The following is a 22,613-nucleotide window of genomic DNA, read 5'->3' on the forward strand; positions in this document are numbered from 1 at the left end:
CGTGCGCGCGCTCTGGCCGGTGGACATCGTCGCCTTGAATCCCGTGTCGTGCGGCGCGGTCCTGTGGCGCATCGGCGGCGTGCTGCGCGTCACGATCCTCGTGAAGGCGACGTTCGCCCTCGGCGCGGACGGCGACGCGGATCTCGTGGCGCCCGAGCCCGTCGAGCGCGAGGACCGCTTTCACGACGACGACCCCTCGCGGAGCCTGCGCTCCGCGAGCGACACCGCGCCGTACCTCCCCGGCGCCGGCGTCGTGCTCACCGGGCACGCGCATGCGTCGGACGCCACCGGGCCGGTGATCGGCCTCTCGGCGAGGCTCGCGCTCTTCCGCGGTGGGCCGCTGCTCGACAAGACGATCCACGTCTTCGGGGACCCCACGCCCGGCAGCATCGCGCCCACGCCGTTCCAGAGGATGCCGCTCGTGTACGAGCGCGCGGCGGGCGGGCCCAGCCATCCGTGGAACCCGGTCGGCGTCTCCGAGGCCGGCGAGGGCGCGCGCGCCGACGCGCTGGATCCAGCGATGGGCGCAAGGCGAGCGCGCCCGAACCTGGTCAATCCTGCGAGCCCCCACCGGCCCGCGTGCTTCGGACCCATCGCGCCTCACTGGGCGTTGCGGGAGCGGCTCTTCAACGGCTTCGAGCCAGCCGCCGCGCGGCGTTCGGCGCAGCTCGGCTCGCCCGGCGCGGACCCCGCCGCCGCGCGGCGCGCGGAGGTGCTCCACATTCCGGAGGACTTCGACTTTCGCGCCTTCAACCCGGCGCCGTTCGATCAGCAGATCCCCTTTCTGCAAGGCGATGAGCAGATCCTTCTGGAGAACCTGAGCGCGGAGAGGCGTTTCGTCTCGACGCGCCTCCCCTCGGCGCGCGCTCGTGTGCGCCGCTACCGCATCGACGCCGCGCTGGCGGGCGGATCGCAGGAGATCCCGCTGGTGGCCGACACGCTCGTCATCGACGGTGATCGACAGATCGCCTCGCTCGTGTGGCGGGGCAGCTTCGCGACGGAGAGCGAGGAGGCGCTCCAGGACATCCGCCTGTTCGCGGGTGTCGAGACGCTCAAAGGGACCATTCCGTGGCCGGAGCACGGCGCGCCGCTCCCCGGGGACCCTGCGGCGACACACCGGAGCTCGGCGCCGGCCGTTTCGCTCCCCAGGCCGATAGCGGCACCCGCCGGGATGGTGGAGACAGGCCCGCTCTCGAAGAGGAAGATGGAGATGCCGGTGCTCCCCTTTCGTGATTCGCCTGCCGCGCCGCAGGCTCCTGCTCCTGTCGCCGTGAGCGGAGGCATCACGGGACCGCTGGGCCAGAGGATGCCGATCCCCGAGGACAGGCTCGCGGAGGTCGGGGCAGAGCGGGCGCAGTTCCCGTTGGCAGCGCCGGGGACGAGCGCGTCGCGCGGGGAGGACCCCATCCCGGGCGCGCCGTGGAGCCCCGTGCCCGGGCCTCGGCTCGTCAGCCCCGCTGGCGCCGGGGGCTCGCGGGCCGGGCGCACGCTGGTCGACTCGGGAGATCCTGAGAGCGGTGTCGTGGAATCGGCGCCGCCGCCGGAGAAGGTGAGTCCGCCGTTCGAGGTGGCGTCGCCGGCGCTGGCCGAGGTGGCGCTGCCGGAGAGGGTGAGTCGGCCGCCCGAGGTCGTGGCGCCGGCAGCCGTATCGCCGCCTGTGACGAGCGAGCCGCTCGCCGGGCTGGAGGCGCGAAAGCGCGCCGAGGCGAGGCTCGCCGAAGGCGGCGATTTCGATGGAGACGACCTGTCGGGCGGTGACCTTTCGGGGCTCGACTTCAGCGGGCGCTCCCTCGCGCGGTGCGCGCTCCGCGGCGCGAGGCTCCGTGGTGCCCGCCTCGCAGGGGCCAGCCTCGTCGAGGCGACGCTCGACGAGGCCGACCTCCGCGGCGCGGATCTGTCGCGCGCCGATCTCACGAACGCGCGCGCCGACCGCGCGGAGCTCGTCGAGGCTTCGCTCGAGGAGGCGGACCTTCACGGCGCCTCGCTGCGCGGGGCGAACCTCGAGCGAGCGCGGCTCGCTCGTGCCCGCGGCGACGGCGCGATCCTCTCCGCGGCGAACCTGGCAGGCGCCGACCTGGAGGACGCGCGCTTCGTGGGCGCGTCGTTCGCCGGCGCCAACCTGCGTGACGCGAAGGCCGATCGCGGCGATTTCATGTCGGCGCGGTTCGACCGCGCCGACCTCGGCGCAGCCTCGTTCTGCAAGACCCGCCTCGTCGCCGCGGTGCTGGCGCACGCGAAGCTCGATCTGACCGATCTCCGCGGCGCCAACCTGGAGCGTGCCAATCTGCATGGGGCCTCGCGGAGGCGGGCGAAGATCGCGGGCGCCATCATGAAGGAGATCGACGAGACGGCGCCGGCGAGCCCGGAAGATCCCGGAGGCTCGTGAGCGATCGAGGGCCAGGCTACGATCACGGCGCTGTGAAGGCCGCCGGCGTCGCGGTCGAGAGCCAGATCGGCGATCTGCCGTTTCATCCAGGGCGTGCGTTCCGATGATCGGATACCCGGCGCTGCCGCGATATACACGAGGTGCGCTGTGGTAAGCTCTGGATGAAAGCCCGCGCCCATGAGATGCCTTCGCTGCCAAGCCGCCCTCGACCTCTCCAAGCCCCGATGTCCCGCCTGCGGTGCGCCGGTCGACGCCGATGGCGATGGCGTGCCCGACGTTCTCGCGAAAATGATCGAAGACAAGGCGCGCGAGATCGTCGCGATGGAGAAGCGGCGCGAGGAGGAAGCCGTGCGCGAGGCGGCCCGCGCCCAGGCCGAGAAGGCGGCGGCCGAGGAGCGGATCGCCGATGAATCACGCCTCGCGCGCCTCCGCAATCGACATGATGCGAGCCTCGGGACAGTTCGCACGATGTGGTACGCGAGTGGCCCTGTGCTTGTCCTGTTCGCCCTCCTCGCCGCGCTGATCGGCGGGTTCATGTTCCCCGCGTGCGTGGAGCCCATGATCGGCCGCTCGATCATGGCTGCGAGCGTCTTCTGTCCGAGCGTATGCCGGGGGTGCCGCGGCCCGGGGCGAGTCTTCACATGGCACGAGTCGGGCCCCTGGGCCGAGGCGGAGGTGTCGGTAGAGCTCTGTCACAACCGCGCTGTCGACATCGACCGCCTCACCTCGAGCGACGTGTCCCGTCGCGAGGACCAGGATCTCGCGCCCTACCGCCTCACCCGCTGGGCGAGCGTGCCGGTGGACGTCGGTCTCGTGCTCCTCGTCTTGCTCCTCGCTGGGCCCTTCGTCGCTGCCGCCCTGCGCACGCGCGAGCTCGAGCGCAAGCGCTCCGCGTGGGAGGCCCAAATCGACGCGCTCGAGCGCAAGCTCGGCCTTGGCGGTACGCGGAGGCCAGGAGACTCACCGTATCGATGAGCGTGGCGGGTGCTGCGGGACAGGCGCTCAGCCGAGCGGAACCGGAGCCGCGTCTCGCGCGGTGATCTCCGACGTCGACACGCGAGCAAGAACGGGGCGCCAGGGCAGGTGCGCGCGGCGTGCGGCTTTGGTGAGTTCCCCATGTGGGGATCGGGACCGCGCTGCCGAGACGGTCCCGGAGGCGTCGTCTTTCGGCAGATCACCAGGATCGGCCACGAGCCGAGATGCTAGGCTCGTCCGGATCAAGGAGACCCATCGCGATGAAGACCTCTCGTCAGTGCCCGAAGTGCCAGTCCAGGAAGCTCTGGGTCGTGGAGAGAGTGGAGCAGCCCGACTGCGAATACGCGAAGACGAATCCGTTGCACGTCACGTCCAAGTATGTCCTCACCGGCACTACGGAGGTCGTGGGTGCGGCGACCGCGCTCGTCAAGGCGGGCACCTTCGAGACCTGGATCTGCGCGCTCTGCGGCTTCACCGAGTGGTACGCGCGCGACGCGAACGAGGCCCTCGCCAAGCTCGCGTCGCAACCGGGGTCCAGGGTTCATTACCTCGACGGGGGTGCGGTCGGCACGCCGTACCGCTGACCTTGGCGGCTGGGTGACGGCGCGACGCGCACCGTCACCTCCCCTGGCGCAACGTGCTCACGGCGCCAGGACGAGCACGTTTGTGACGCTGGGCACGATTTTGGCGCCTGGCGCGTTCGTGCTGTTCTGAACCGTGATGCTAGTGAGCCGTGCGAGGGGCATCCCTCCGACGACCACGGTGAACGCGGCCGTCACGGTGCGCGACGGCCCCATCACCGTTCCGGATGCGACGCCCATGGCGACGCCAGCGTTGTCGCCGTTCGTCAGCGGGGGCTGCGAGGACATGTTGTGCGCTGGCGCGCACGTGAGCAGCACGTGAGGCACGAATCCCGTGTTGGTCGGCTCCACGCCGACGTTCGGGTAGGGAATGGGAACGGGCGACGGCGACGGGGGGGCCGGCGTGAGGCACACGTCCGGGAACGCCATGCACAGGCCGCCAGCAGAGCTCTTTGCCAACATCGAAAGCCTCCTGTTCTTTCGGTCGGATCAACCGATGTGAATCTGCTCACCGTCGATCTTGGCGAGCACGCGCGCGGAGATCACCGCGTTCTCGCCGCGAATGCCGATCATGCTCTCGGCGCGCAGGTCGACCGCCCCGGCGCGCGTCTGATCGAGCTCCTCCACGAAGCGGAACACCCGCTTCACACGCTGCGTGAGCCGCGTGAGGCGCGAGTCGACCTCCTGGGCCACCAGGGCGACCTTGGTCACCTCGGCCTGCACGAGCCGGCCGAAGAAGCCGAGCTGCTCGATGGCCACCGAGCCCTTCGCGGCGCGCACGTGCACCTCGGCGCTCGTCACCGCCACGCCGCCGCCGCTCGCGATGTCCACGCGCTGCGACGCGCAGATCGCCACCTGCCCGCCCCGCGCCTGCAGCTCCAGATCGCCGTCGGCCGCGAGCTTCGTCGGCGCGCCCTCGCGGCCCTCGAGCACGGCCAGCACATAGACCCCCTCCGGCTCGATGGCGCAGAGCACCTTGTCGCCGGCCTCGGGTGCGACGAGGCAGCTCTTGGCGCGCCGCGCCTCATAGCGTCCCGAGGCGAGGCGCACCACGACGGCCTCGCTGACCTGCTCGACGTGGCCCGATTCGAGGCCGATTTCCCATCTGGCAAATTTCTTTACGGCTGTCACGTAATAGCCCTCTCTCCTCGTCCCCTGTCTCTGGCCCGCTCTCGACTGGACCGCTCTGCGGTTTCCCTTGTCGTCCACGACCTGCGGAAACCGTCAGCCGCGATAGGGCGTTCGTGGGCACTGTCGCCGCTCGTACACATGCTCACCGTCCACCGTCAGCCGCTCCTTGAGATAGAGCTCGATGTACCCGCACTGCTGCGGGCGTAGGCCTCGGTCTTCCCGGCGCAACCCTCCTCGCCAAGCCCGATGACCGCAAGCTGGAACGTGGGCTGCTGCTGAGCCGTGCCAGTTTCCGTGTTCTTTGCAACGTCGGCTATATACCACATAACGTTGCATTGACATTTTGGGCAGGTCCCTGATGCTTTCATGATGGCCTCGATGGAGTAGTGCGTTATTTGTCGAGCGCGCCGTGCAGCGCGGAGCGGCTGGATTGGCGCTTGTCCACGCTCACGGTTCCGCGCCGGGCCTGGGCTGCCAGGCCTCTGCCCTGGCCAGCTCCTCGTCGTCCCCCAACCAGCCTGCGAGGAGCGCCCCGCGCAAGACGGCGCCTTCGCGTTTGGCCAGGTGGAACTTCGTCCGGTACAGGCCGGCGCCGTCGAAATCGGCGCCCGTCACGTCGGCATGAGAGAAATCGGCCTCTCTCAGCCTCGCACCCGAGAAGCGCGCCCCGAGGGCGCGCGCGTGGCCGAAGTAAGCCTCCTCCAGCGCCGCACCCGACAGGTCGGCCTGGAGCAGCTCCGCCTTGTCGAAGATCGCCTGCCGGAAATCGCCGTTCGTGAGCTTCGCCCCGTCGAGCCGGGCCTCGCCGAAATAGGACTGCGGGGCGCGGGCGCCCGCGAACGTCGCCCCGCGCAGGTCGGCGCCCATGAAGTTGCACTGCGCGCAGTCGGCGTCCGCGAAGCTCGTTCCCGCGAGATCGCTCTTCATGAACTGCGTGCGAAAGAGCTTCGTGTCGGCGAAGCGCTTCGGCCCGAGCTTGGCCTCGACGAGCGTGGTCAGCGTGAGGTTCGCGCCAGCGAGATCGGCTGTTCGCAGATCGGCCCGGTACAGGGTCGCCTTCTCGAGGTTGGCGCCGGCGAAGCTCGTCCCGTCGGCGTCGATCTCGATGAGGTTCGCGCGGTCGAGGTTCGCACCCGCGAACGACGCGCCCCGGAGCGAGCTCCTCACCCAGGTCACGATGGGCGCCTCGACCCCAGCGAGCGAGGCGCCCTCGGCGTCGCACTCCACGAAGCTTGTCGCGATGTGCTTGCCCTCGTTGCAACGCGCGCCTGCGAGCCTCGAGCGGTGAAAGCTCGCGAGGTGCAGATCGGCGGAGCTCAGATCGCACCCGCTGAGGTCGCAGTCGATGAAGATCGATTCCTTGAGGAGCGCGGCGCGTAGAATCCTCGGAAAGCGCACGTCCTCGAACACCGCGCCCGAGAGATCCACGCCGTCGAGCTCGAGGTGCGACAGGTTCTCGCTGCGCACCGGCTCGCCGTGCCGGACCCAATCGAGGAGCTCGTCCCGGTTCACGCGTCACCTCGCGGCGGGACATCGGCCTTCGGCAGGAAGCGCACGTGCATCACGTTCGCACCGGCGAAGCTGGTTCGCCCGTCGCCGACGACACGGGAGAGGTCGGCGCGGAACAGGTTGGCCCCGGTGAACCTGGCTCCCGCGAGCCGCGCCTTGGAGGCGAGCGCATCCATCAGGTTCGCGCCCTCCAGCGACGCCTCGACCAGGCTGGTGCGGATGAGCAGCCCGCCCTTGAGCACGGCGCTCTCGAAGCTCGCCCGCTCCGCGTCGCACTCGGAGAGGTCGGCGCCGGCGAGGTTCGCGCCGTCGAAGCGCGCGCCGGGCAGCGCCGTGCCGCGCAGGTTCGCCTTCTCCATGTCGGCGTCGCGGAAGTCGGCGCCGGGGAACGACGAGCCGTGCACGACGATGCCCTGGCGGAACCGCGCGCTCCGGAACGATACGGAGGTTCCGGTGCACTCCGCGAACGTCGCTTTCTGGAGGGTCGCGCGTGAGAGGTCGGCACCGTCGAGGGTGCACTTCACGAACGTCGCGTCCGACAGGTCTGCGCCGACGAAGCGCGTCTCGCGCAGATCCGCCTTGATCAGAGTGCACTGCGCGAGCACAGCGTCCGAGAGATCGATCCCGCCGAGCTTGGCTTCCATCAGGTCGGCGCCGGTGAGGTTCGCGGAGGGGAGGCGGGCGCCGGCGAGGTCCGCGCCGTTCAGCACGGCGTCTCTGAGGTCGGCGCGGTCGAGCGCCGCATCGTGCAGCGTGGCGCCGCCGAGATTCGCGCCCCGGAGCCGGGCCCCGCGGAGGTCCGCGGCGCGCAGATTCGCCCGGGCGAGCACCGCGCCCTCGAGGTTCGCGCCCGACAGGTCGCACCCCGACAGATCGGCGGACTCGAGGAACGCGCCCGAGAGATCGAGGCCGGACAGGCGCATCCCGGAAAGGTTCACGCCGGTGAAATCGCGGCGCGCGAGCGACTCTCCGGTATCGAACGCGAGCTCGACGACGATGCGCGCTCGCGCCGTGGCGTCTGGATCCATCGCCGCGGCCGCAGGCTGGTGATGTGCAAAGCGCCTGTACATCTCGCGCATCCCCTCCTCTTGCTGCTCTAGCTCGGCGCGGTTGCGCGGATCGGCGATCCGTTGCTCCAGCTCTTCCAGCACGATGCCCTCGGCGCGCGCCTCCGCCGCCATCGCACCCAGCCGAGCGAGATGATCCGCCGCGCGAAACGTGGGCGGGCCGGCGCTCGCCCTGGCCGCCTCCGCCATGACCTCGTCGAGGTCCTTGCCCATCTCCGCATAGAGCTTGCGCGCCTGTTCCTTGCCCTCGGCCTCCAGGGCCTCTAGCTGTCGGACCTCATCGTCCATGCGCGCGAGCTGCTCCTGCACACGCGCCGCGAAGGCTTCGGGATCGCCCGCGGGCAGCACCTCTGGCTCGGGCGGGAGCGCCGCTGCGCCGTGCTTGTCCGGGTCGAGCCCCTCGGCCTCAAGGCGCGCGCGCGCCGCGGCAAGCATGCGCTCCTGCCCGCGGCGGACGTTCTTCTTGGTGAGGTGTTCGCTCTTGACCCACCGGCCCATGTCGGAGCCACCGAAGTCGGGCGCGACGCCCGACCCGCGCGGCGGCATGAGATCGGCGTCCGAGAGATCGGCCGCTGCCTGGTCCTTGTCGAGCCGGCGCCGGAGCGCCTGCTGATAGTGCTCGATCGGCCGCGGGATCGCCGGCTCCTCGCACGCGCACACGAGATGCACGATGTCGGCCGCGTCGTCCTCGGCGATCCGCATCGCTCCGTGGAAGGCCACGGCGCCGAGCCCCGCTGAGGGGAACAGCCAGACCAGGTCGCAGCGCAGCGGTAGCTCGACGAAGCGCTCCCCCTCCGGGGTGCGGTGGGTGACGAAGCAGCGCGTGACCAGCCCGGGAAGCCGCCCCTCGATGCGCGGGCTGTCCGGGTGCATGTTCTCGACGAGGAACTCCTCATCACCACGGAAGAAGCCGTCCAGCCACTGGTCCTCTGGCGCGGCGTTGAAGAAGGTCGGCTCCGCGTCCGGGGGCAATCCGGGGAAGTGCTCCTCGTGCCAGTGCTTGTCGTAGGTCCCGGCGCGCTTGCGGCGTTGCGCGAAGGTGATGTCCATCGGCAGGAAGCCCGCCGGCTCCGGGCGTTCCGAGGGCGCGCGCATCATGGCCCCATAGCGCTCGATGTTCGGAAGGGGGTGGACGGTGTGTCCGTTCATCGTGATCGGAGCTGCACCTTTGCCGTGGGGATTGCTGTCGACCCCGGGGCCCCCGAAGGCGAGCGCCCAGTCGATGGGCAGCGTCGCGATCGGCTGTGGCGGGGTCGGCACGTCGTCGCGCCAGAACCGGTCGCCGATGACCGCCAGGCGTTTGTCGAGCGCGCCGACGCGTGCGCGCACGTAGGACGCTGGCAGCGGCGTGCCTCCAGGGGCGAAGAAGCTGCCGGCGACGAGGAGCTCGCCGCGGACCCTGGCGAAGCCCTCGTCAAAGATGCCCCGTTCGCCGAGCGCGGTGGCCGTGGTTCGCCAGAACGTGAGCTCGTCGTGGAGCGCCCGGGGAGCACTGAGCGGAAAGGCGATGATGCCCGCCGCGTGGAAGAAGGGGCGGCGGCCGATCTCGACGACGCGCGTCAGAACGGGGATCTTGGCGGGCTTGACGACCTTCATGGGGCTAACCGAGCTTAAGGAAGGCCTTCGCCCTGGACTCGAAGGCGCCATTGAAGCAGGAGATCTCATTGATCTCCAGATCGAGCGGCTTGTTCGTGTACTTCGCCTGCACGAGGTCAACCTTGACGTCCGTGATGGACATGGCCTGTCCCACCTTTTCGAATTTTATGCCCGTCATCGCCCTGGAATTGAGGGTCGCCTCCATCTTTTGCCCGTTGACGCTTGTCGCGATCCCCGCCCCGTCGAACTTGTGAATCCCCGCCGAGTTCTTGGTTCCGTAGAGCTCCACGGATAAGCCCGTAGCCTTGAACCACTGGCCGGTGGCCTTGTTTTTCACGTTCGGGGCATCGAGTGTGATCTCGGTAGGGCTCTTGATGAGGATCTTTCCCGCTCTGCTCTCGATGCTGATGTTGCCATTGATGGTGGCCGTCCATGTCTTGCCCACGTCCGTCTTCCACTCTCCGTAGTCGTCGTGGTTCAGCGCGCTGACCTTGTGCACCCAGCTCCCTGTCACCACCTGCTTGCCGCCGGGCTCGATCGTCTGGGTGAGCCCTCCATGGATGTCCTGCGTCATGCCGCCCGACGTGACCTTGTCGACGCGGCCCGAATGCACCGTGACGTTCTGATGGTCGTTGTAGAACTCGTTGGAATCGCCGTCCACGTTGAGCGTGTGGGTGCCGACGTAATGGAGGGTTGCGTCATCGCCGACGTCGACGTTGTACTTGCAGCCCACGGTCTGCCACCAGTTGCCGCACACGTTGAATCCGGCGTTGCCGTCCGTGTAGACGTAGAACATGCAGTCCACGTTCTGGATTGCGGAGTTTGCGCTCGGCGTCAGCGGAGGCACGACGAAGCCCTGCTGCGTAGGCCCGCCCATGTGGAGGTTCGTGCCGCCTACCGGGGTATACAGGTCGATGTGCTGCTTGCCCTCGAGATCCTCGACGACCATGTGGTTCTTGCCCCCGGTGCGCAGCACGTTCTGCGTCAGGTTGCGGCTCGTCACCGTGCTCGGCCGGTGGGCGTTCGGCACCACGCCCGCGATGACCGGCCGGTCCGGGTCGCCGCCCTGGAACGACACCATGACTTCGGTCCCCTTGCGCAGCGGGAAGTGCCAGCCCTCGACGCTGCCCCCGTGCGGCTGCATCATGCGCAGGTAGGTCGACGTGGAGCCGTCGGGCAGCTCGCTCGCGTCGAAGTTGAAGCGGACGAGGTACCGCCCCTGGTCGTCGATCTGGGCATACTGGCTGTCGCTGGAGCCGTCGACGACGCCGTTCTCGAAGCCGAAGATCCGCGGCCACGGCGTCGCCTGGGCCGCCCGGAACTGCACGTCGGCCGGGATCGCCACCACCTCGACGCGGTACGTCTCGTCCATGGCCATCCCCGTGAAGCGCGTGATGTCGAACGAGCCGCCCGTGATCGCGGCCGCGTGCCGCACCTCGACGGCCAGGTAGCGGGTCGGCATGTCCGAAGGCCCGTCCTCCAGCTCGAAGACGTAGCCGGCCCGCAGCCCTGTCGCGTTGCCGGTCGCGTGCAGGGTGAGCTCACGGCACGCCATCGACTCCGCCTTGACCTGGGCCAGCCGCGTCGCCTCGTCTTGCGTGAAGACGCGGTAGCCGTACTCGCGGACCTCACCGTGGCCGCTCTTGGACACGGCGTGCTCTCCCGACACCGAGGCGGCCGGGTTCGCGTAATTGTAATCGTTGATCCGCACCGCGGCCGGCAGCGCGCTGAGATCGACGTGCACCTCCCGGAAGCACTCGCCCGCCGACACGTCGTGGCTCGAGGTCGGGTGGTAACGAACCCGGCCGTTGCCGCTCAGCGGCTCGTGCTGATCCTTGCTGTCGACGATGACCATGACCTCGGCGCCGTCGTCGACCGGGTGCTCGAAGTGGTAGTAGAGCCCCTCGCGCTCGAGCCATCGATGGGTGAAGTCGAGGTGGCTCTCCCGGTATTGACAGACGAACTCCTCTTCCGGATAGCGGTCCGTGTCGACGCTGAACCGGAAGTCGCTCGTCGTGAGGCCGCCATGAGTGAGCGTCTTCGTCAGGAAGGCGTCGATCTTGCTCTTCGTATGGACGAAGCTGCGCACCGAGTGGCGCTGGAGCCACAGCCTGGGCACGAGCGACCCATGGTAGAGCGCGCGGTCGGCCGACTCGCGCAGCAGCCGGAGGCGCACGAACACGCCGTGCCAGCACATCGGCGGCGAGTCCGCTCCGCGCTGGAGCGTGAGCGTCGCCCGGGCGTTGATCGCGGCGCGGACGTCGGTGCCTGCCGGCACGGTGAACAGGACGTCGAACTCGAACGGTCGGCACAGCGCCTCGGTGCCCTTGAAGCCGACGGCACGGGCGGCCGGCAGCGCTGCGCAGTGCATGGCAAGAACGTCCACGCTCATGAGCTCCCCACCAGGTTGTGGTCCACCCGAGGCCCCCTTGAACGCAGCGGCCGCGCGCGGACGATGTCACGACAGCTGGCGTTACATCAGAAGGGCGCCCACTTGGCAAGCCCGTGAGCGTCGCCGCACGACTTCGTCGTACGGCGGAAGCGGGGCTCTGCTTACCGCTTCATCTCCACGGCGGAGATCCCAGGTGTAGAGCGCGCCCCCTCCGCGGCCCGACAAGGCGCCTGTCACGAGCGCCGCTCCCGCTCAGGGCTCGAACTTGACCGCGACCGGCGAAGGCTGGGTGCCGACCCCTTGGCCCACGCCGAGCTGCCCCTCGGCGTTCTCGCCCCAGCAGAGGATCTCGCCTGTCGTCTTCAGCGCGCACGTGTGCTGGTAGCCTCCGGCGAGCTGCGCCACGCCGTCGATGGGCACGTCGACCGGCTGCGTGGACAGCCCCTCGTCGCCGTTGCCCAGGAAGGCGACTCCCCACATCTTGAGCGCCCGCGCGTCGCCGGACACCGCGCCGCTCCGCTCGCGGCCCACGTCGATGCGCGTCGCGCGCGGCACGGCGACGAGCGTGGGCTCCGGCACGGGCCCGTAGCGATTGGCGCCCACCGCGCCGTTGTAGTCGTTGCCGAAACAGTAGACCTCGGCGCCCTTGCGCGCGCACGTATGCCGGTCGCCAGCGGCCACCTCGTCGACGCCTGCCGCGAGCGGCGCGAGGACGTTCACCGGAGAGGGCGAGCTCGTCTGTCCGCCGTTGCCGAGCTGTCCATCGAAGTTCCTGCCCCAGCAGAGCACGCCCCCGTCGGAGGCCTTGATGGCGCAGGTGTGATCCTGGCCTGCCGCGACCTGCCGGATATCGCTCCGGACGAGGATCGGCGTCGCATAGCCCGACTGCTCCGCCGCGCCATTGCCGATCTGGCCTTCCTCGTCGGAGCCCCAGCAGTACAGCTCATCGCCCGTCTTCACGGCGCACGAGTGCGCCGCGCCCAGCGAGATCTGCACGACGTTGATGAGGCTCGTCACCCGCGTCGGTGCGACGGAATCGAGGTACGAGCCGTTGCCGATCTGCCCGCGCACGCCGTGTCCCCAGCAGACGACCGTCGTGTCCTCCATCACCGCGCAGGAGTGCCCAGGGGCAATGTTGTCCGTGCGCGAGAATCCGCCGCCCGCGGCCACGTGGATCGCCTTGCCGGGCAGCGACACCCGCGTGGGCCAGGGCAAGGCCGGCTGATCCACCGGCGCTCCGGCCTCCCCGAACGTGTTCCTCCCCCAGCACCAGACGCTGCCGTCCCCGCGCAGCACGCAGGTGTGGGCGAACCCCGCCGAGATCTCGACCGGGTCGTTGCAGAAGGCCCTCTCGGCCCCGTCCACGCACTCCATCGCGCAGCGGCGGCCGCAGGCGCCGCAGTGCTGCGCATCGCGCGCGCTCGTCTCGCAGCCCGGGGTCGCGGCGTCGCAGTCGAGGAAGCCTGCGTCGCACGCGAGGCCGCAGACGCCGTCCTCGCATGTCGGCTCCGCGTTCTCCCCGGCGGGGCAGTCCTTCGGCGAGGTGCACGCGACGCCCTGGCCGCCGGCGCCGCCCTGGCCGCTGGCCCCGCCCTGGCCGCTGGCCCCGCCCTCGCCGCCGGCGCTGGCGCTGCCGTGGCCAGCGCCGCCGCCCTGACCGCCTCCGGCCGACGCGAAGTTCCGCTCGGAGGGCGAGCAGCCGGCGCAGAGCGCGATTGTGGCGATTGTGAGGAATCCCAGCGCGGTCATCGGCAGGCGAAGCCTGTGCATGATCGAAGCTCCCGGAGCGGCAGGTGTCCCGGAGCAGCAAGTTGCTCCTTGGTCAGCTTTTTACGCTGCCGCTCTCCGCGCGGAAAGCCGCTCCCGTTGGCGGGCGCGGTGGTCCGGTCCTGCGGGCGTGGCGCCTGGCGCCGGCTCGATGCGGTCGCGGCAAGGGGCGTGGCGCTCGCCGTGCGCTGCTGGGACCTGCTCCGGCGGCCGACATGAAGTAACCTTTCCTCCAGCGCGGATCGACGCGGTGCGCCGCGTCCGCGCCACGCCGAGAGCCCCCTTCGAGATGAGATGCAGCGCATGAGCGCCGACGGCCGGGATCCCGGCGCCGCGGCCCCCTTCGACTGGAACCGCGCCGAGCCCGCGCCGGGGGAGCGGCTGCCGCGCCCTGGCGGGCAGCTGTCGCCCTCCGGCCCCAGCGGGCTGCGGCCGCCCCCCGGTGGCTTGCGGCCGCCCCCTGGTGGCCTTCAGCCGCCCTCCGGTGGCCTGCAGCCGCTTCCCGATAGCCTTCAGCCGCCCCCCGGTGGCCTGCAGCCGTCTCTCGGCGTGCAGCCGCCCTCTGGCGGCCTGGTGGCCGACGCGTGGGGCGCCGCGCCCGCCGAGGGCGAGGCGTGGCTGCCCTTCGACCGGGGAGCCCGGCCCGTCGAGGTGCTCGACGAGACGCTGCGCGACGGCATCCAGGGCGTCTCCACCATGAACCCGCCGCGCGCGCGCAAGATCGAGCTCCTCCACGCGATGGCGAGCGTCGGCGTCGACGTCGTGAACCTCGGCATGCCGGCGACCGGGCCGCGGCAGTTCGACGACGCGTGCCTGCTTGCCCGGGAGATCGTCGCGTCCCGCCTGCCGCTCGGCCTGACCGCGGCCGCGCGCACCCTCGCCGCGGACGTCGAGGAGGTCGCCCGGGTGGCCGAGCGCACCGGGGCGCCGATCATGGTCTACGCGTTCATCGGCAGCTCGCCGATCCGGCATTTCGTCGAGGGGTGGGGGCCTGACTTCCTGGCGCGCAGCGTCGACGAGGCCGGGCGGGCGGCCGCGGCGGCTGGCCTGCCCTTTTGCCTCGTCGCGGAGGACGCGACCCGCTCGCCGCCCGACATGCTCCGCACGCTCTTCCGCGCCGCCGTCGACGCCGGCGCGGCGCGCCTCTGCCTGTGCGACACGACCGGCCACGTCACCCCGCCGGGGGTCGAGGCGCTCGTCGCGTTCGCCCGGCGGGAGCTAGGCGCGCTCGGGGCGACCGGGATCGAGCTCGACTGGCACGGCCACAACGATCGCGGGCTCGGCCTCGCGGCCGCGCTCTGGGCGGTGGCGAGCGGCGTCGAGCGGGTCCACGCCACGGCGCTCGGCGTCGGGGAGCGGACGGGCAACACCTGCCTCGAGCTGCTCGTGGACAACCTCGGCCGCCTCGGCGCGCGCCCCCCGGTGCCGCGCGAGCGCCTCGTCGCGTACTGCGCGGCTGCGTCGCGCGCGCTCGCCTGGCCTGTCGCGCCGGACCATCCGATCGCGGGGGCGCTCACCCGCCGGGGGTGACGCTGCCCCCGCCGACGCGCGCCACGGCGGCACGGACGATGGGCGCAGCGGGCGCGACGGCGCCCGCGAGCTCGCCGACGCGGCCCGCCGCGCGCTCGGCGCGGGCCCACGCCGACGAGAAGCCGAGCGTGCCGGGCGGGTGGGCCTCGGCGAGGGCGATCGCCTGCCGGAGGTCGTCGCCGACCGCCGCGATGGCGTGGAGATCTGCCACGCTGGCCCCGCGGGCGCGCGCCTCGGCGTAGAGCGCGCGCACGATGCCGAGCAGGTCGCGGGCGGCCTCCAGCGGGAAGGGGTCGTGGCGGATCGAGAGCACGCCGGCTGCAGATCAGGGATGCCGGGCGGGGGCGTCAAGCCGGGGGACGCGTGTGCGATGCGGTTTGAAAATTGCAGCGGAAGGCCGTCATGAACGACGACAAGGATGAGCTCGCGAAGACGGACATTCCCGGGGACGACGAGGATGCCCCGCTGCCGCCGAACCCGGGGGATCCGGGGCCGGAGCAGCCGGAGCCACCGTCGCCCGATCCGACGGAGGACCCGCGCTTCCCGCCGCTGGGCGACTTTCCGCGCGGGGTTTGAGGCGAGCGGAGAGCGGTACCTAATCGGGTGAGATAAGTGGGTGAGGCCTTGGATGTGAGGAGTACCGCGAGTCCTCTCGCCTCACCAGTGGCGTAGTGTGCTGCCCTGCTCGGACAGGCCGAAGCACGTGCTTCTCTCGTCATGCCGTTCAGCGAAGCCAAAATTCAGTAGGTCACTTGCAGTTCACAAAAGCAAAACAAGCACGGCTCTCGACATGTCTTCGTGGCAAAGGCGCCGGGAATCGAACACGGCGACCAATCTGCAGGGGATGCACCGCAGATAGGGCGGACGCCGCCCCGGACGCGTCAGAATGGTGTCAGAGGCCGTTGAGAGCCCAATTCCTCTCGTACCCTCTCCATCCCTCTCGTGGAGCCCCGTGCCCTGACGTTGGGGCATACGGAGGTCACACCGAGACGAACGAGCCCAGGTCGATGCTCGTAAGCGTGGGGTAGAGGCGTCGCCGGACTCGCGGAGGTCGTGTTCGGTCAGCCGGCGGACGGCGACGCGAAGCTCCCCGACACGCGCATGGGCATGCGATGCGGCCGATCGTGCTCGGGCTCCTGGGTTCGAAAATAGCACGGACATAATTGTAGCCTAGATCTCCAGTTGACGCCGCCTTTCCGCTAGGAGAACGGTAGGCGCATCCGGAACAGGGAGGAAACTATGGGAGACGGCTTGAAAAAGGCGAGCGTACTCATGCTATGCGGCGGGCTAGGAATGATGCTCGCGTCGGCATGCGAATTGCCAGCTTATACGTGCGACACAGCGGAGTCGGGAAGCGCGGGTGCCGGATATCCAACAGAATCCGCAGGGGCGGGAGATTTTCCAAGCAACGGCGAAGCAGACGAATCAGAACAAGAAGAAGTGGACAGCGCACAACTTGCGATGGCGGGGGCGTGCACGCCAGTTCACACATGCACCGAGATGTACGAAAAATGCAGAGACATGGGGCGGCGGTGCACGCGTCCGATTGGCCACAGGAGTCTCTGTGATTACTGTCGAGAAGATTGTCAGGCTAAACGTCCCTATAAGTACAGTGAGTGCCACGTCGCAGGGTCATGGGGCCACCCCTTTGCAGGGTCATGGGGCCAGGGGGAGACGACGTGATCGGCCTCGACCATGCCCGAGACCGCGAAGCGTGTCGAGGTCCCCGGAGCCGGGCGCGAAGCGACCGGCGACGTCCCTCTTTTTTGCAGGGTGATGGGGCCACCCGGGCCCTCTGGCAGGTCCGGCGTAGGGGCCGCGACGCTCAGGAGCAGGAACGTTTACCCCGCCCCCGGCGCCCCTCGCGGCCACGTTGACGACGGCGGGCGAGGCGCGCCGAGTGGAGCGAGGGGGGGCAGCGGCGCGGCCCCGGGATCGACGTCCTCACCGGGGCCGCAGCGGTCATCGCCGCTTGTTGCGTGGATGGGTGGGCGGCTTGCTGCGCGCGGGCACCGGCGCGGCCGTGTTGCTCTCGTCGAGCTTCGGCTTGAGCCGTGGCCTGTACGACTCGCCCTCGATGATGAAGTCGAACGCCGCGTTCTTGAACCGATCGACGGCGCTCTGCGCGAGCAGCACGTCGTCGAACATCGCGAGCCACTCGGCCGTGTCGCGATTGCTCGTGACGATCATCGACGCGTGGCCCGTGCGTTCGAGGAAGAGCTGGTAGACGTCGCGGCTCTCTTCCTTGCTCATCACCTCGAGCGCGAAGTCGTCGAGGATGAGCAGGTCGACAGTCGTGAGCGCGACCATCTCGGCGTCGCGTGAGTTGTCGAGCCTGCTCTGGCGCAGTCTGCGCAGCATCGCGTCGGCGCGCAGGAAGCGCACGCTGTAGCCGTGCTGGCACGCGAGGTGTCCGAGTGCGTTCGCGAGGAAGGTCTTGCCCACGCCGACCGAGCCGAGGATGACGATGTGCTTGTGCTCTTCGAGGAAGCGCAGGCTCGTGAACCCACCGAGCAGACGCTTGTCGAAGCTGACCTTCGCGGCCTTGTCCCAGAGCTCCAGGCGCATGCCGGGATCGAGCCCGGCGTCGCGTACGCGGCTCTCCGTCGCGCTCGCCTCGCGGCGCCCGATCTCGTCGGTGAGCAGCATGAGCAACATCTCCTCGTGCCCCATCGACTGCTTCTCGGCCAGCAGCAGCCGCTCACGCAGCGTCGCAGCGATGCGGCCGAGGCGCAGGCGCTTGAGCGCCGTGACGAGCGCGGGGTCGACTTCGCTGAAGCTCATCACGCCTCCTCCTTCGTCGCGGCAGCCGCCAGCGTGCGTGTCGCGAAGTGCTCCGTGCTGCGCGCGAACCGCGGCGTGGGGAGCGCAACGACCTTGCGCTCATCCGCGAGCGGCGACGCGGGCGTCTTCGCCGTCTCGAGCATGCGCGTCACGCGCTGTACGTCGACGACATCGAACGCGAGCGCGCTCTGGCAGATCGCCTCGACGCGCCCGCTGCCGAACTTGTTGCACAGCCGCAGCAGCGCATAGACCAGCCGCATGCGCGTCCAGGGGAGCGGCACATCGAGCAGCCGCTCGGCGTAGATGCCGACGTGCACGCCGCACTTCTTCGCGCTCGTGATGAGCGAAGCCACGTCGCGCACCGCGGCGACGTCCTTGCCCACGGGGTAGTCGCTCGCATCGGTGGAGCGCTTGCCCGGCGCGACGCGCACGTGCACCTTCACGAGCTCCGTGCCCGCGTAGATCCTGACCGACGCGCGGTCGGCGCGGACGCGCACCGTGCTTCCAACGTAGCGCGTGGGCACGCTGTAGAGCGACCGCAGGACTTGCACGTGATGGTCGGGGTGCACCTTCGCGTCAGTCCAGTGCGGCACGTCGAACGGCGCTGCCGGCGCCGGCTTCATGGTGCCCTTCTCGCGTGACTCGAACACCTCGCGCGGCACCTCGCGTGTCGTGCCGTGGACTCGCGCTCCAGCGACGTCACGGCACCACCGCTCAGCGGACGCGCGCGCCTCGTCGAGGCTCGAGAACGACTCGCCGTCGAACCAGCTCTCGCGCACGTACGCGACCTGGTTCTCGACACGCGCCTTGTCCTTGGGCGACCTGACGCGCGCAGGATCCACGAACAGCCCGCGTGTCTGCGTGTAGTCGAGGAACGCCGGCACGAGCACGGGGGCGAGCTCGTCGGCGCGCAGCACGATGGCCTTCATGTTGTCCGGGAGGATCACGCGCGTCATCGCGCCGAAGAACCACCACGCCGCATCCAGGCCCGCGCATACCGCCGCAGTGGTCTGCTCGAACGACGGCCACACGAACTGGTAGCGGCTGTATGCGAGCGTCACCACGAGCGCCCACAGATTGCGAGCTCGCTGCGTCGCTGGGTCGAACAGCCTACCCATCAGGCCGAAGTCGATCTGCGCGACCTCGCCAGGCTCGGTGTCCGCGACGCGAACCGTCGGCGTCTTCTTGCGCCACGCGAGCTCCTCCATGGCAAAGCGCCGGAGTGTGTCGTAGCTCACGCTGACGCCGTGGTCGCGCTTGAGCAGCAGGTGGATCTTCGTCAGCTTCAACGGCCGAGGTTGGGCGAGCCAGGCCTCGATGCGTGCGCGATACGCGCCGATCTCTTTCCACTCCTCGCTTGCGTCGGGCACCGGGCGCGCCTGCACACGCTGGGCGATCGCGTGGATCTCCTCGTCCGTCGGCTCGCGATCGCGCGACAGTGGCAACATCGCTGCGGCCTCGAAGTACCTGCCGACCGTCTTGCGATCGACGCCCGTCTCGCGCGCCACGTGACGCGCGCTCTGCCCCGCCGCACGACGGCGGAGCATTTCCTTGATGTCAACCATGATCAGCTCTCGGTAGGGCATCGGTCTCCTTCCGACGGCGACCCGCGCCGTCCTCGGAAGGAGCCCGTCTCAGATCCCGACCGCGGCGTCCCGAGCTGGCCCCATGAGGCTGCAAAAAACCTCGGAAGCTGGCCCCATGACCCTGCAAAAAACCGGGTCACGCCCCCGCGCGGGTGGCCCCATCCTCCTGCGTTTGGGGTGGCCCCATGACCCTGCAAAAAACCTCGGAAGCTGGCCCCATGAGGCTGCAAACTGGCACAGTGAGTGCTATGAGTGTGGATTTGATTGAGCGTGACGGACGTCCCTATGCTTCTTGATGCGATACATGTTGCCTTTGATCCGCGAACAGCAGATCTCTTGCTTCAGCTGGGTGCCACGAACGTCGTGCGCGCGTCAGACTGCCTTGTCATCGGACCGAGCCGTCGAGATGCCGTAGAACATATGCGGCTCCGTGAGACGTGGTGCTCTCTGCCTGCGGAGCATGAGGGCCACTCCGATAGGGATGAGCTGGGTGAAAAGTGGGATCGGCTCTACTCCCCGGAGGTTCGCTGGAAGCCGCCCGTGGTCTTGTGGGTATCAGAGAGCCTTCACGAACGAGTAAACCTATGGAGGGCCTGTTGCTGGTTGAGGCACATGGGGGTCGCGTGCAGTGACGTTGTCATTGTCGAGTTCGAGTCTGTGTACGGCACAAGAGCAGGTGCTCCCGAGCCGCCGATCGTTCCGCGGTTCAACTGCTCCGCGTCAGTGGCCGACCACCTCGACAAGGTTCTTCTGGATCGTCTCGACAAGGCGCGCCCCTGGCCAGTGGAACGCTACGATCGTGCCGTTCGCCTCTGGGAGAGCTACGCCGAGGAGGACCCCTTGCCCTTCATCGAAAGCTGTATAGCTGGTGTTGAAGGCTTTCCAGAGCTTGCCGCCCTGTGGGGATTTCTGTCATGCTTCTTTCCAACAAAGACCACGGAAGGTACGCTGCGCCTCAGCCGACTCGATGAGCTCATCCTGACCGTCCTGTCCGTGGAGGCGGGACAAACAGCCGTGTCCGTGTTCTGTCACAAGTCGCAGTCTGGACTGGATTTGCGGGAACTCCTCTCCTGTACAGGTGACCTGTTCCTGGAAGATCGTTTGACGCAATGGGCAAAGCACGATTCCGGCGCGTTCGTCGAGCGCGCACCCGGCCCGATGCCCGACGTACCGATGAAGTCCTTCGTCTATCGTCTCACCCAAGGCGGCATGCGGCTCCGAGACAAGGGGCTCGATCAGCTCACCGATGCGCCAAGCCTGCCGATCGCTGGGACTGAGGCGTACTCGGCTTCTGCCCCCTGGGTGCTGCTTGAAGATGGACGGCTCGCTCGGCTGTAAGGGCTAGCCTTCGGGTATCCCGTTGGCGAGCGGAGCTCGCCGCAGTCGACCTGCCTGACCGCGGTCGCCCTTCCCACAGAACGGCCACCCGAAGGTTACAGGGCTCGCCGGCCCGACACCGAGCTCCGTCCCACCGCCGATCGCCGGGGCGAACGCCTCGTCGCCAATGCCGTCCAGCCTGGCCTCGCGGCGGCGCGGCGAGGCGTCGTTGCGAACCGGCGCGATTTCGCCCCGCGGAGCGTGGGGACGTCGCGGGACAGTGACGTGGTGCCCAGAAAGACGCACAGGGAACGAGATCGCCATACGGGTGCCCGCCGCAATCAGGAATCTTCTGACCATCTACATGCGACGAGCGTACGATTGCGACGCTGAGCATGCGGCACACCGAGCCGCGCCACGCGCCCGCCCACTCCGTCGGAGACGCGCGCAACCAAGCAATGGACCGAGCGCTGGACCCAGCAATGGAGTGACGACCGCAGCAAACGTCCTCGCTGTGACAATACCGATCAGCGGGCCCTGCTGTCCCCACTGTGACGGTATTCCTGCTGAGATTGATGCTGTCTAAGGCGTCTCATCAGGTGTAACGTCGCTGGTGGAGGCGAGCTGTCCACCACCGCCGCTCGCCGCCTGACCTTTGCCAGCAGCCAGTATCGGGGGAAATCGATGGAACCTCACGAGACGGTTCTCCAGCCGCATCATGGCGAGCTTGCCGCCCTGCGCGCTCGTGTGTCCAGGCTAGAGCAGATCGAGCGGGACCTGCGTGCCGAGCTCAGCCGTACGAACGCCGTGCTACAGGCAATTCCGTACCTGCTCTGCGTCCACGATCCGGTCGAGCAGCGCAAGCTCTACGAGAACCGCTCGCTGGCCGGCGAGCTCGGATATGCGGCGGACGAAGCGGGCCTCGCGGGCCTCGATGCGTTCGTGACGCTCGCGCACCCCGACGACCAGACCCGGGCTCGCGAGCAGCTCGATCACGCCGGAGAAGGCCAGGCGAGCGACTCGGAGGAGCTCGCGTATCGGCTGCGCAAGGCCGACGGGTCGTGGTGCTGGGTCACCAGGCGCGAGATCGTCCTCGCGCGGGATGGCGCCGGCAAGCCGCGACAGGTCATGAGTGTAGTCCAGGACATCACAGGTCGAAGGGACATGGAGGTGGAGCAGCGCCGCCAAGCCGAAGAGCTCGGCGTGTCGAAGACATTGATTGACAATGCGCTAGATGGCATCACATTGACGTCGATGAGCGGGCAGGTCGTCTACGCCAACACCGCCTTCAAGGCGATGAGCGGCTTCGGCGACGGCGCGGTCGGCTGCGGGCTGACCGACTTCTATGCTCCCGAGAGCTTCCGCCGGCTCTCCAGCGAGGTCTTGCCGATCCTGATGAAGGACGGCGCGTGGCGCGGCGTCCTCAAGATCCGGCGCCCCGACGGGAGCGAGTGGATGGGGCAGACGAGCGCCTTCGTGGTCATGGGCCCGGCGGGGGAGCCGACGGGCATGGCGGCGTTCTTCAGGGACATCACGGAGCAGCTCCGGTACGAGGAAGAGACGCTCGCCCAGATGCGGGTGATCCAGGCGCAGCAGGCGGCGCTCCGGGAGCTCGGCACGCCGCTCATCCCGATCGCCGACGGCGTGATCGCGATGCCCCTCATCGGGACGATCGACCGGGAGCGCGCGCAGCAGATCCTGGAGACGCTCCTGAACGCCCTCGGCGAGAAGCAAGCCGCCGTGGCGATACTCGATATCACCGGCGTGAAGGCCGTGGACGGAGAGGTGGCCGCCGCGCTGGTCCGCGTCGCACAGGCGGCGAGGCTGCTCGGCGCCGACGTCGTGCTGTCTGGCGTCCGCCCCGTCGTCGCACAGGCGCTCGTCGATCTTGGCACCGAGCTCAGAGGGCTCGTCACCTGCGGCACCCTGCAAAGTGGTATTGCCTACGCGCTGAAGCGCAAGGCACGCTCGATGACCGTCTGAGCTCCCACG

16 protein-coding genes and 1 pseudogene are annotated in these 22,613 nt (G+C 69.2%); 8 read left to right on the forward strand and 9 right to left on the reverse strand.

Annotation, left to right across the window (positions count from 1 at the left end):
- Position 1: 1 nt before the first annotated feature.
- From WME95_RS46330 to WME95_RS46340, 3 genes are all read left to right on the forward strand, one after another.
- Positions 2-2,386: a DUF2169 domain-containing protein gene (locus WME95_RS46330; protein WP_437905593.1), complete on the forward strand. Its 2,385-nt coding sequence runs from the start codon at positions 2-4 to the stop codon at positions 2,384-2,386.
- Positions 2,387-2,674: 288 nt separating this feature from the next.
- A complete protein-coding gene (locus WME95_RS46335; RefSeq protein WP_437905594.1) occupies positions 2,675-3,361 on the forward strand; it encodes a hypothetical protein in 687 nt (228 codons plus the stop codon).
- Between the two features lie 260 nt (positions 3,362-3,621).
- Entirely contained in the window at positions 3,622-3,945 is a 324-nt protein-coding gene (locus WME95_RS46340) for a hypothetical protein (protein ID WP_437905595.1), read from the forward strand.
- A 57-nt stretch (positions 3,946-4,002) separates the two neighbouring features.
- Here WME95_RS46340 and WME95_RS46345 read toward each other — a convergent pair whose 3' ends face one another.
- The 6 genes from WME95_RS46345 to WME95_RS46370 all read right to left on the reverse strand — a co-directional run bounded on the left by WME95_RS46345 (position 4,003) and on the right by WME95_RS46370 (position 13,407).
- The gene (locus WME95_RS46345) at positions 4,003-4,404 is read right to left on the reverse strand and encodes a DUF4150 domain-containing protein (protein WP_437905596.1); all 402 of its coding nucleotides are present in this window, start codon (positions 4,402-4,404) and stop codon (positions 4,003-4,005) included.
- 27 nt (positions 4,405-4,431) lie between these two features.
- Positions 4,432-5,073, reverse strand: coding sequence for a DUF3540 domain-containing protein (locus WME95_RS46350; RefSeq protein WP_437905597.1), 642 nt, complete (start codon positions 5,071-5,073; stop codon positions 4,432-4,434).
- A 447-nt stretch (positions 5,074-5,520) separates the two neighbouring features.
- Positions 5,521-6,585 (reverse strand): pentapeptide repeat-containing protein, encoded by a 1,065-nt coding sequence (locus tag WME95_RS46355; RefSeq protein ID WP_437905598.1) that lies wholly within the window; start codon positions 6,583-6,585, stop codon positions 5,521-5,523.
- A complete protein-coding gene (locus WME95_RS46360; protein ID WP_437905599.1) occupies positions 6,582-9,296 on the reverse strand; it encodes a DUF2169 family type VI secretion system accessory protein in 2,715 nt (904 codons plus the stop codon). Before WME95_RS46360 ends, WME95_RS46355 begins: the two co-directional genes overlap by 4 nt.
- Positions 9,250-11,616, reverse strand: coding sequence for a type VI secretion system Vgr family protein (locus WME95_RS46365; protein WP_437905600.1), 2,367 nt, complete (start codon positions 11,614-11,616; stop codon positions 9,250-9,252). Before WME95_RS46365 ends, WME95_RS46360 begins: the two co-directional genes overlap by 47 nt.
- 273 nt (positions 11,617-11,889) lie before the next feature.
- Positions 11,890-13,407, reverse strand: a complete 1,518-nt coding sequence (locus tag WME95_RS46370) for a hypothetical protein (RefSeq protein WP_437905601.1) — start codon at positions 13,405-13,407, stop codon at positions 11,890-11,892.
- A gap of 300 nt (positions 13,408-13,707) precedes the next feature.
- Between WME95_RS46370 and WME95_RS46375 the strand changes: the two genes are divergently transcribed.
- Positions 13,708-14,934, forward strand: coding sequence for a 2-isopropylmalate synthase (locus WME95_RS46375; RefSeq protein ID WP_437905602.1), 1,227 nt, complete (start codon positions 13,708-13,710; stop codon positions 14,932-14,934).
- Here WME95_RS46375 and WME95_RS46380 read toward each other — a convergent pair.
- On the reverse strand, positions 14,918-15,247 hold the full coding sequence (locus WME95_RS46380; RefSeq protein WP_437905603.1) for a hypothetical protein: 330 nt from the start codon (positions 15,245-15,247) through the stop codon (positions 14,918-14,920). The genes WME95_RS46375 and WME95_RS46380 overlap by 17 nt on opposite strands.
- An 89-nt stretch (positions 15,248-15,336) precedes the next feature.
- Here WME95_RS46380 and WME95_RS46385 point away from each other — a divergent pair, with 89 nt between their 5' ends.
- The gene (locus tag WME95_RS46385; RefSeq protein WP_437547347.1) at positions 15,337-15,510 is read left to right on the forward strand and encodes a hypothetical protein; all 174 of its coding nucleotides are present in this window, start codon (positions 15,337-15,339) and stop codon (positions 15,508-15,510) included.
- 1,386 nt (positions 15,511-16,896) lie between these two features.
- Here WME95_RS46385 and WME95_RS46390 read toward each other — a convergent pair.
- Together WME95_RS46390 and istA are read right to left on the reverse strand one after the other, a co-directional pair.
- Positions 16,897-17,718: an ATP-binding protein gene (locus WME95_RS46390; RefSeq protein WP_437902022.1), complete on the reverse strand. Its 822-nt coding sequence runs from the start codon at positions 17,716-17,718 to the stop codon at positions 16,897-16,899.
- Entirely contained in the window at positions 17,718-19,304 is a 1,587-nt protein-coding gene (gene istA, locus WME95_RS46395) for an IS21 family transposase (protein ID WP_437905604.1), read from the reverse strand. The genes WME95_RS46390 and istA overlap by 1 nt, the downstream gene beginning before the upstream one ends.
- Before the next feature lie 285 nt (positions 19,305-19,589).
- Between istA and WME95_RS46400 the strand changes: the two are divergent.
- The 3 genes and pseudogenes from WME95_RS46400 to WME95_RS46410 form a co-directional block, all read left to right on the forward strand.
- Positions 19,590-19,913 (forward strand): annotated as a pseudogene (locus WME95_RS46400) (DUF1835 domain-containing protein); the annotation flags it as partial.
- Between the two features lie 114 nt (positions 19,914-20,027).
- Entirely contained in the window at positions 20,028-20,642 is a 615-nt protein-coding gene (locus tag WME95_RS46405) for a hypothetical protein (RefSeq protein ID WP_437911134.1), read from the forward strand.
- A gap of 786 nt (positions 20,643-21,428) precedes the next feature.
- On the forward strand, positions 21,429-22,604 hold the full coding sequence (locus WME95_RS46410) for a PAS domain S-box protein (protein ID WP_437905605.1): 1,176 nt from the start codon (positions 21,429-21,431) through the stop codon (positions 22,602-22,604).
- Positions 22,605-22,613 lie beyond the last annotated feature (9 nt).

Source organism: Sorangium sp. So ce327 (assembly GCF_051530205.1).
In the GTDB taxonomy this organism is placed as follows: Bacteria; Myxococcota_A; Polyangia; order Polyangiales; family Polyangiaceae; genus Sorangium; species Sorangium cellulosum_B.

What these genes read in the sequence shown, in the direction of transcription:
- WME95_RS46335 (WP_437905594.1), top strand. Translation starts at nt 2,675, where the DNA reads ATGATCGAAGACAAGGCGCGCGAGATCGTCGCGATGGAGAAGCGGCGC.
- WME95_RS46340 (WP_437905595.1), top strand. Translation starts at nt 3,622, where the DNA reads ATGAAGACCTCTCGTCAGTGCCCGAAGTGCCAGTCCAGGAAGCTCTGG.
- WME95_RS46345 (WP_437905596.1), bottom strand. Translation starts at nt 4,404, where the DNA reads ATGTTGGCAAAGAGCTCTGCTGGCGGCCTGTGCATGGCGTTCCCGGAC.
- WME95_RS46360 (WP_437905599.1), bottom strand. Translation starts at nt 9,296, where the DNA reads ATGGCGCCTTCGAGTCCAGGGCGAAGGCCTTCCTTAAGCTCGGTTAGC.
- WME95_RS46365 (WP_437905600.1), bottom strand. Translation starts at nt 11,616, where the DNA reads ATGCACTGCGCAGCGCTGCCGGCCGCCCGTGCCGTCGGCTTCAAGGGC.
- WME95_RS46370 (WP_437905601.1), bottom strand. Translation starts at nt 13,407, where the DNA reads ATGCACAGGCTTCGCCTGCCGATGACCGCGCTGGGATTCCTCACAATC.
- WME95_RS46375 (WP_437905602.1), top strand. Translation starts at nt 13,708, where the DNA reads ATGAGCGCCGACGGCCGGGATCCCGGCGCCGCGGCCCCCTTCGACTGG.
- WME95_RS46385 (WP_437547347.1), top strand. Translation starts at nt 15,337, where the DNA reads ATGAACGACGACAAGGATGAGCTCGCGAAGACGGACATTCCCGGGGAC.
- WME95_RS46390 (WP_437902022.1), bottom strand. Translation starts at nt 17,718, where the DNA reads ATGAGCTTCAGCGAAGTCGACCCCGCGCTCGTCACGGCGCTCAAGCGC.
- istA (WP_437905604.1), bottom strand. Translation starts at nt 19,304, where the DNA reads ATGCCCTACCGAGAGCTGATCATGGTTGACATCAAGGAAATGCTCCGC.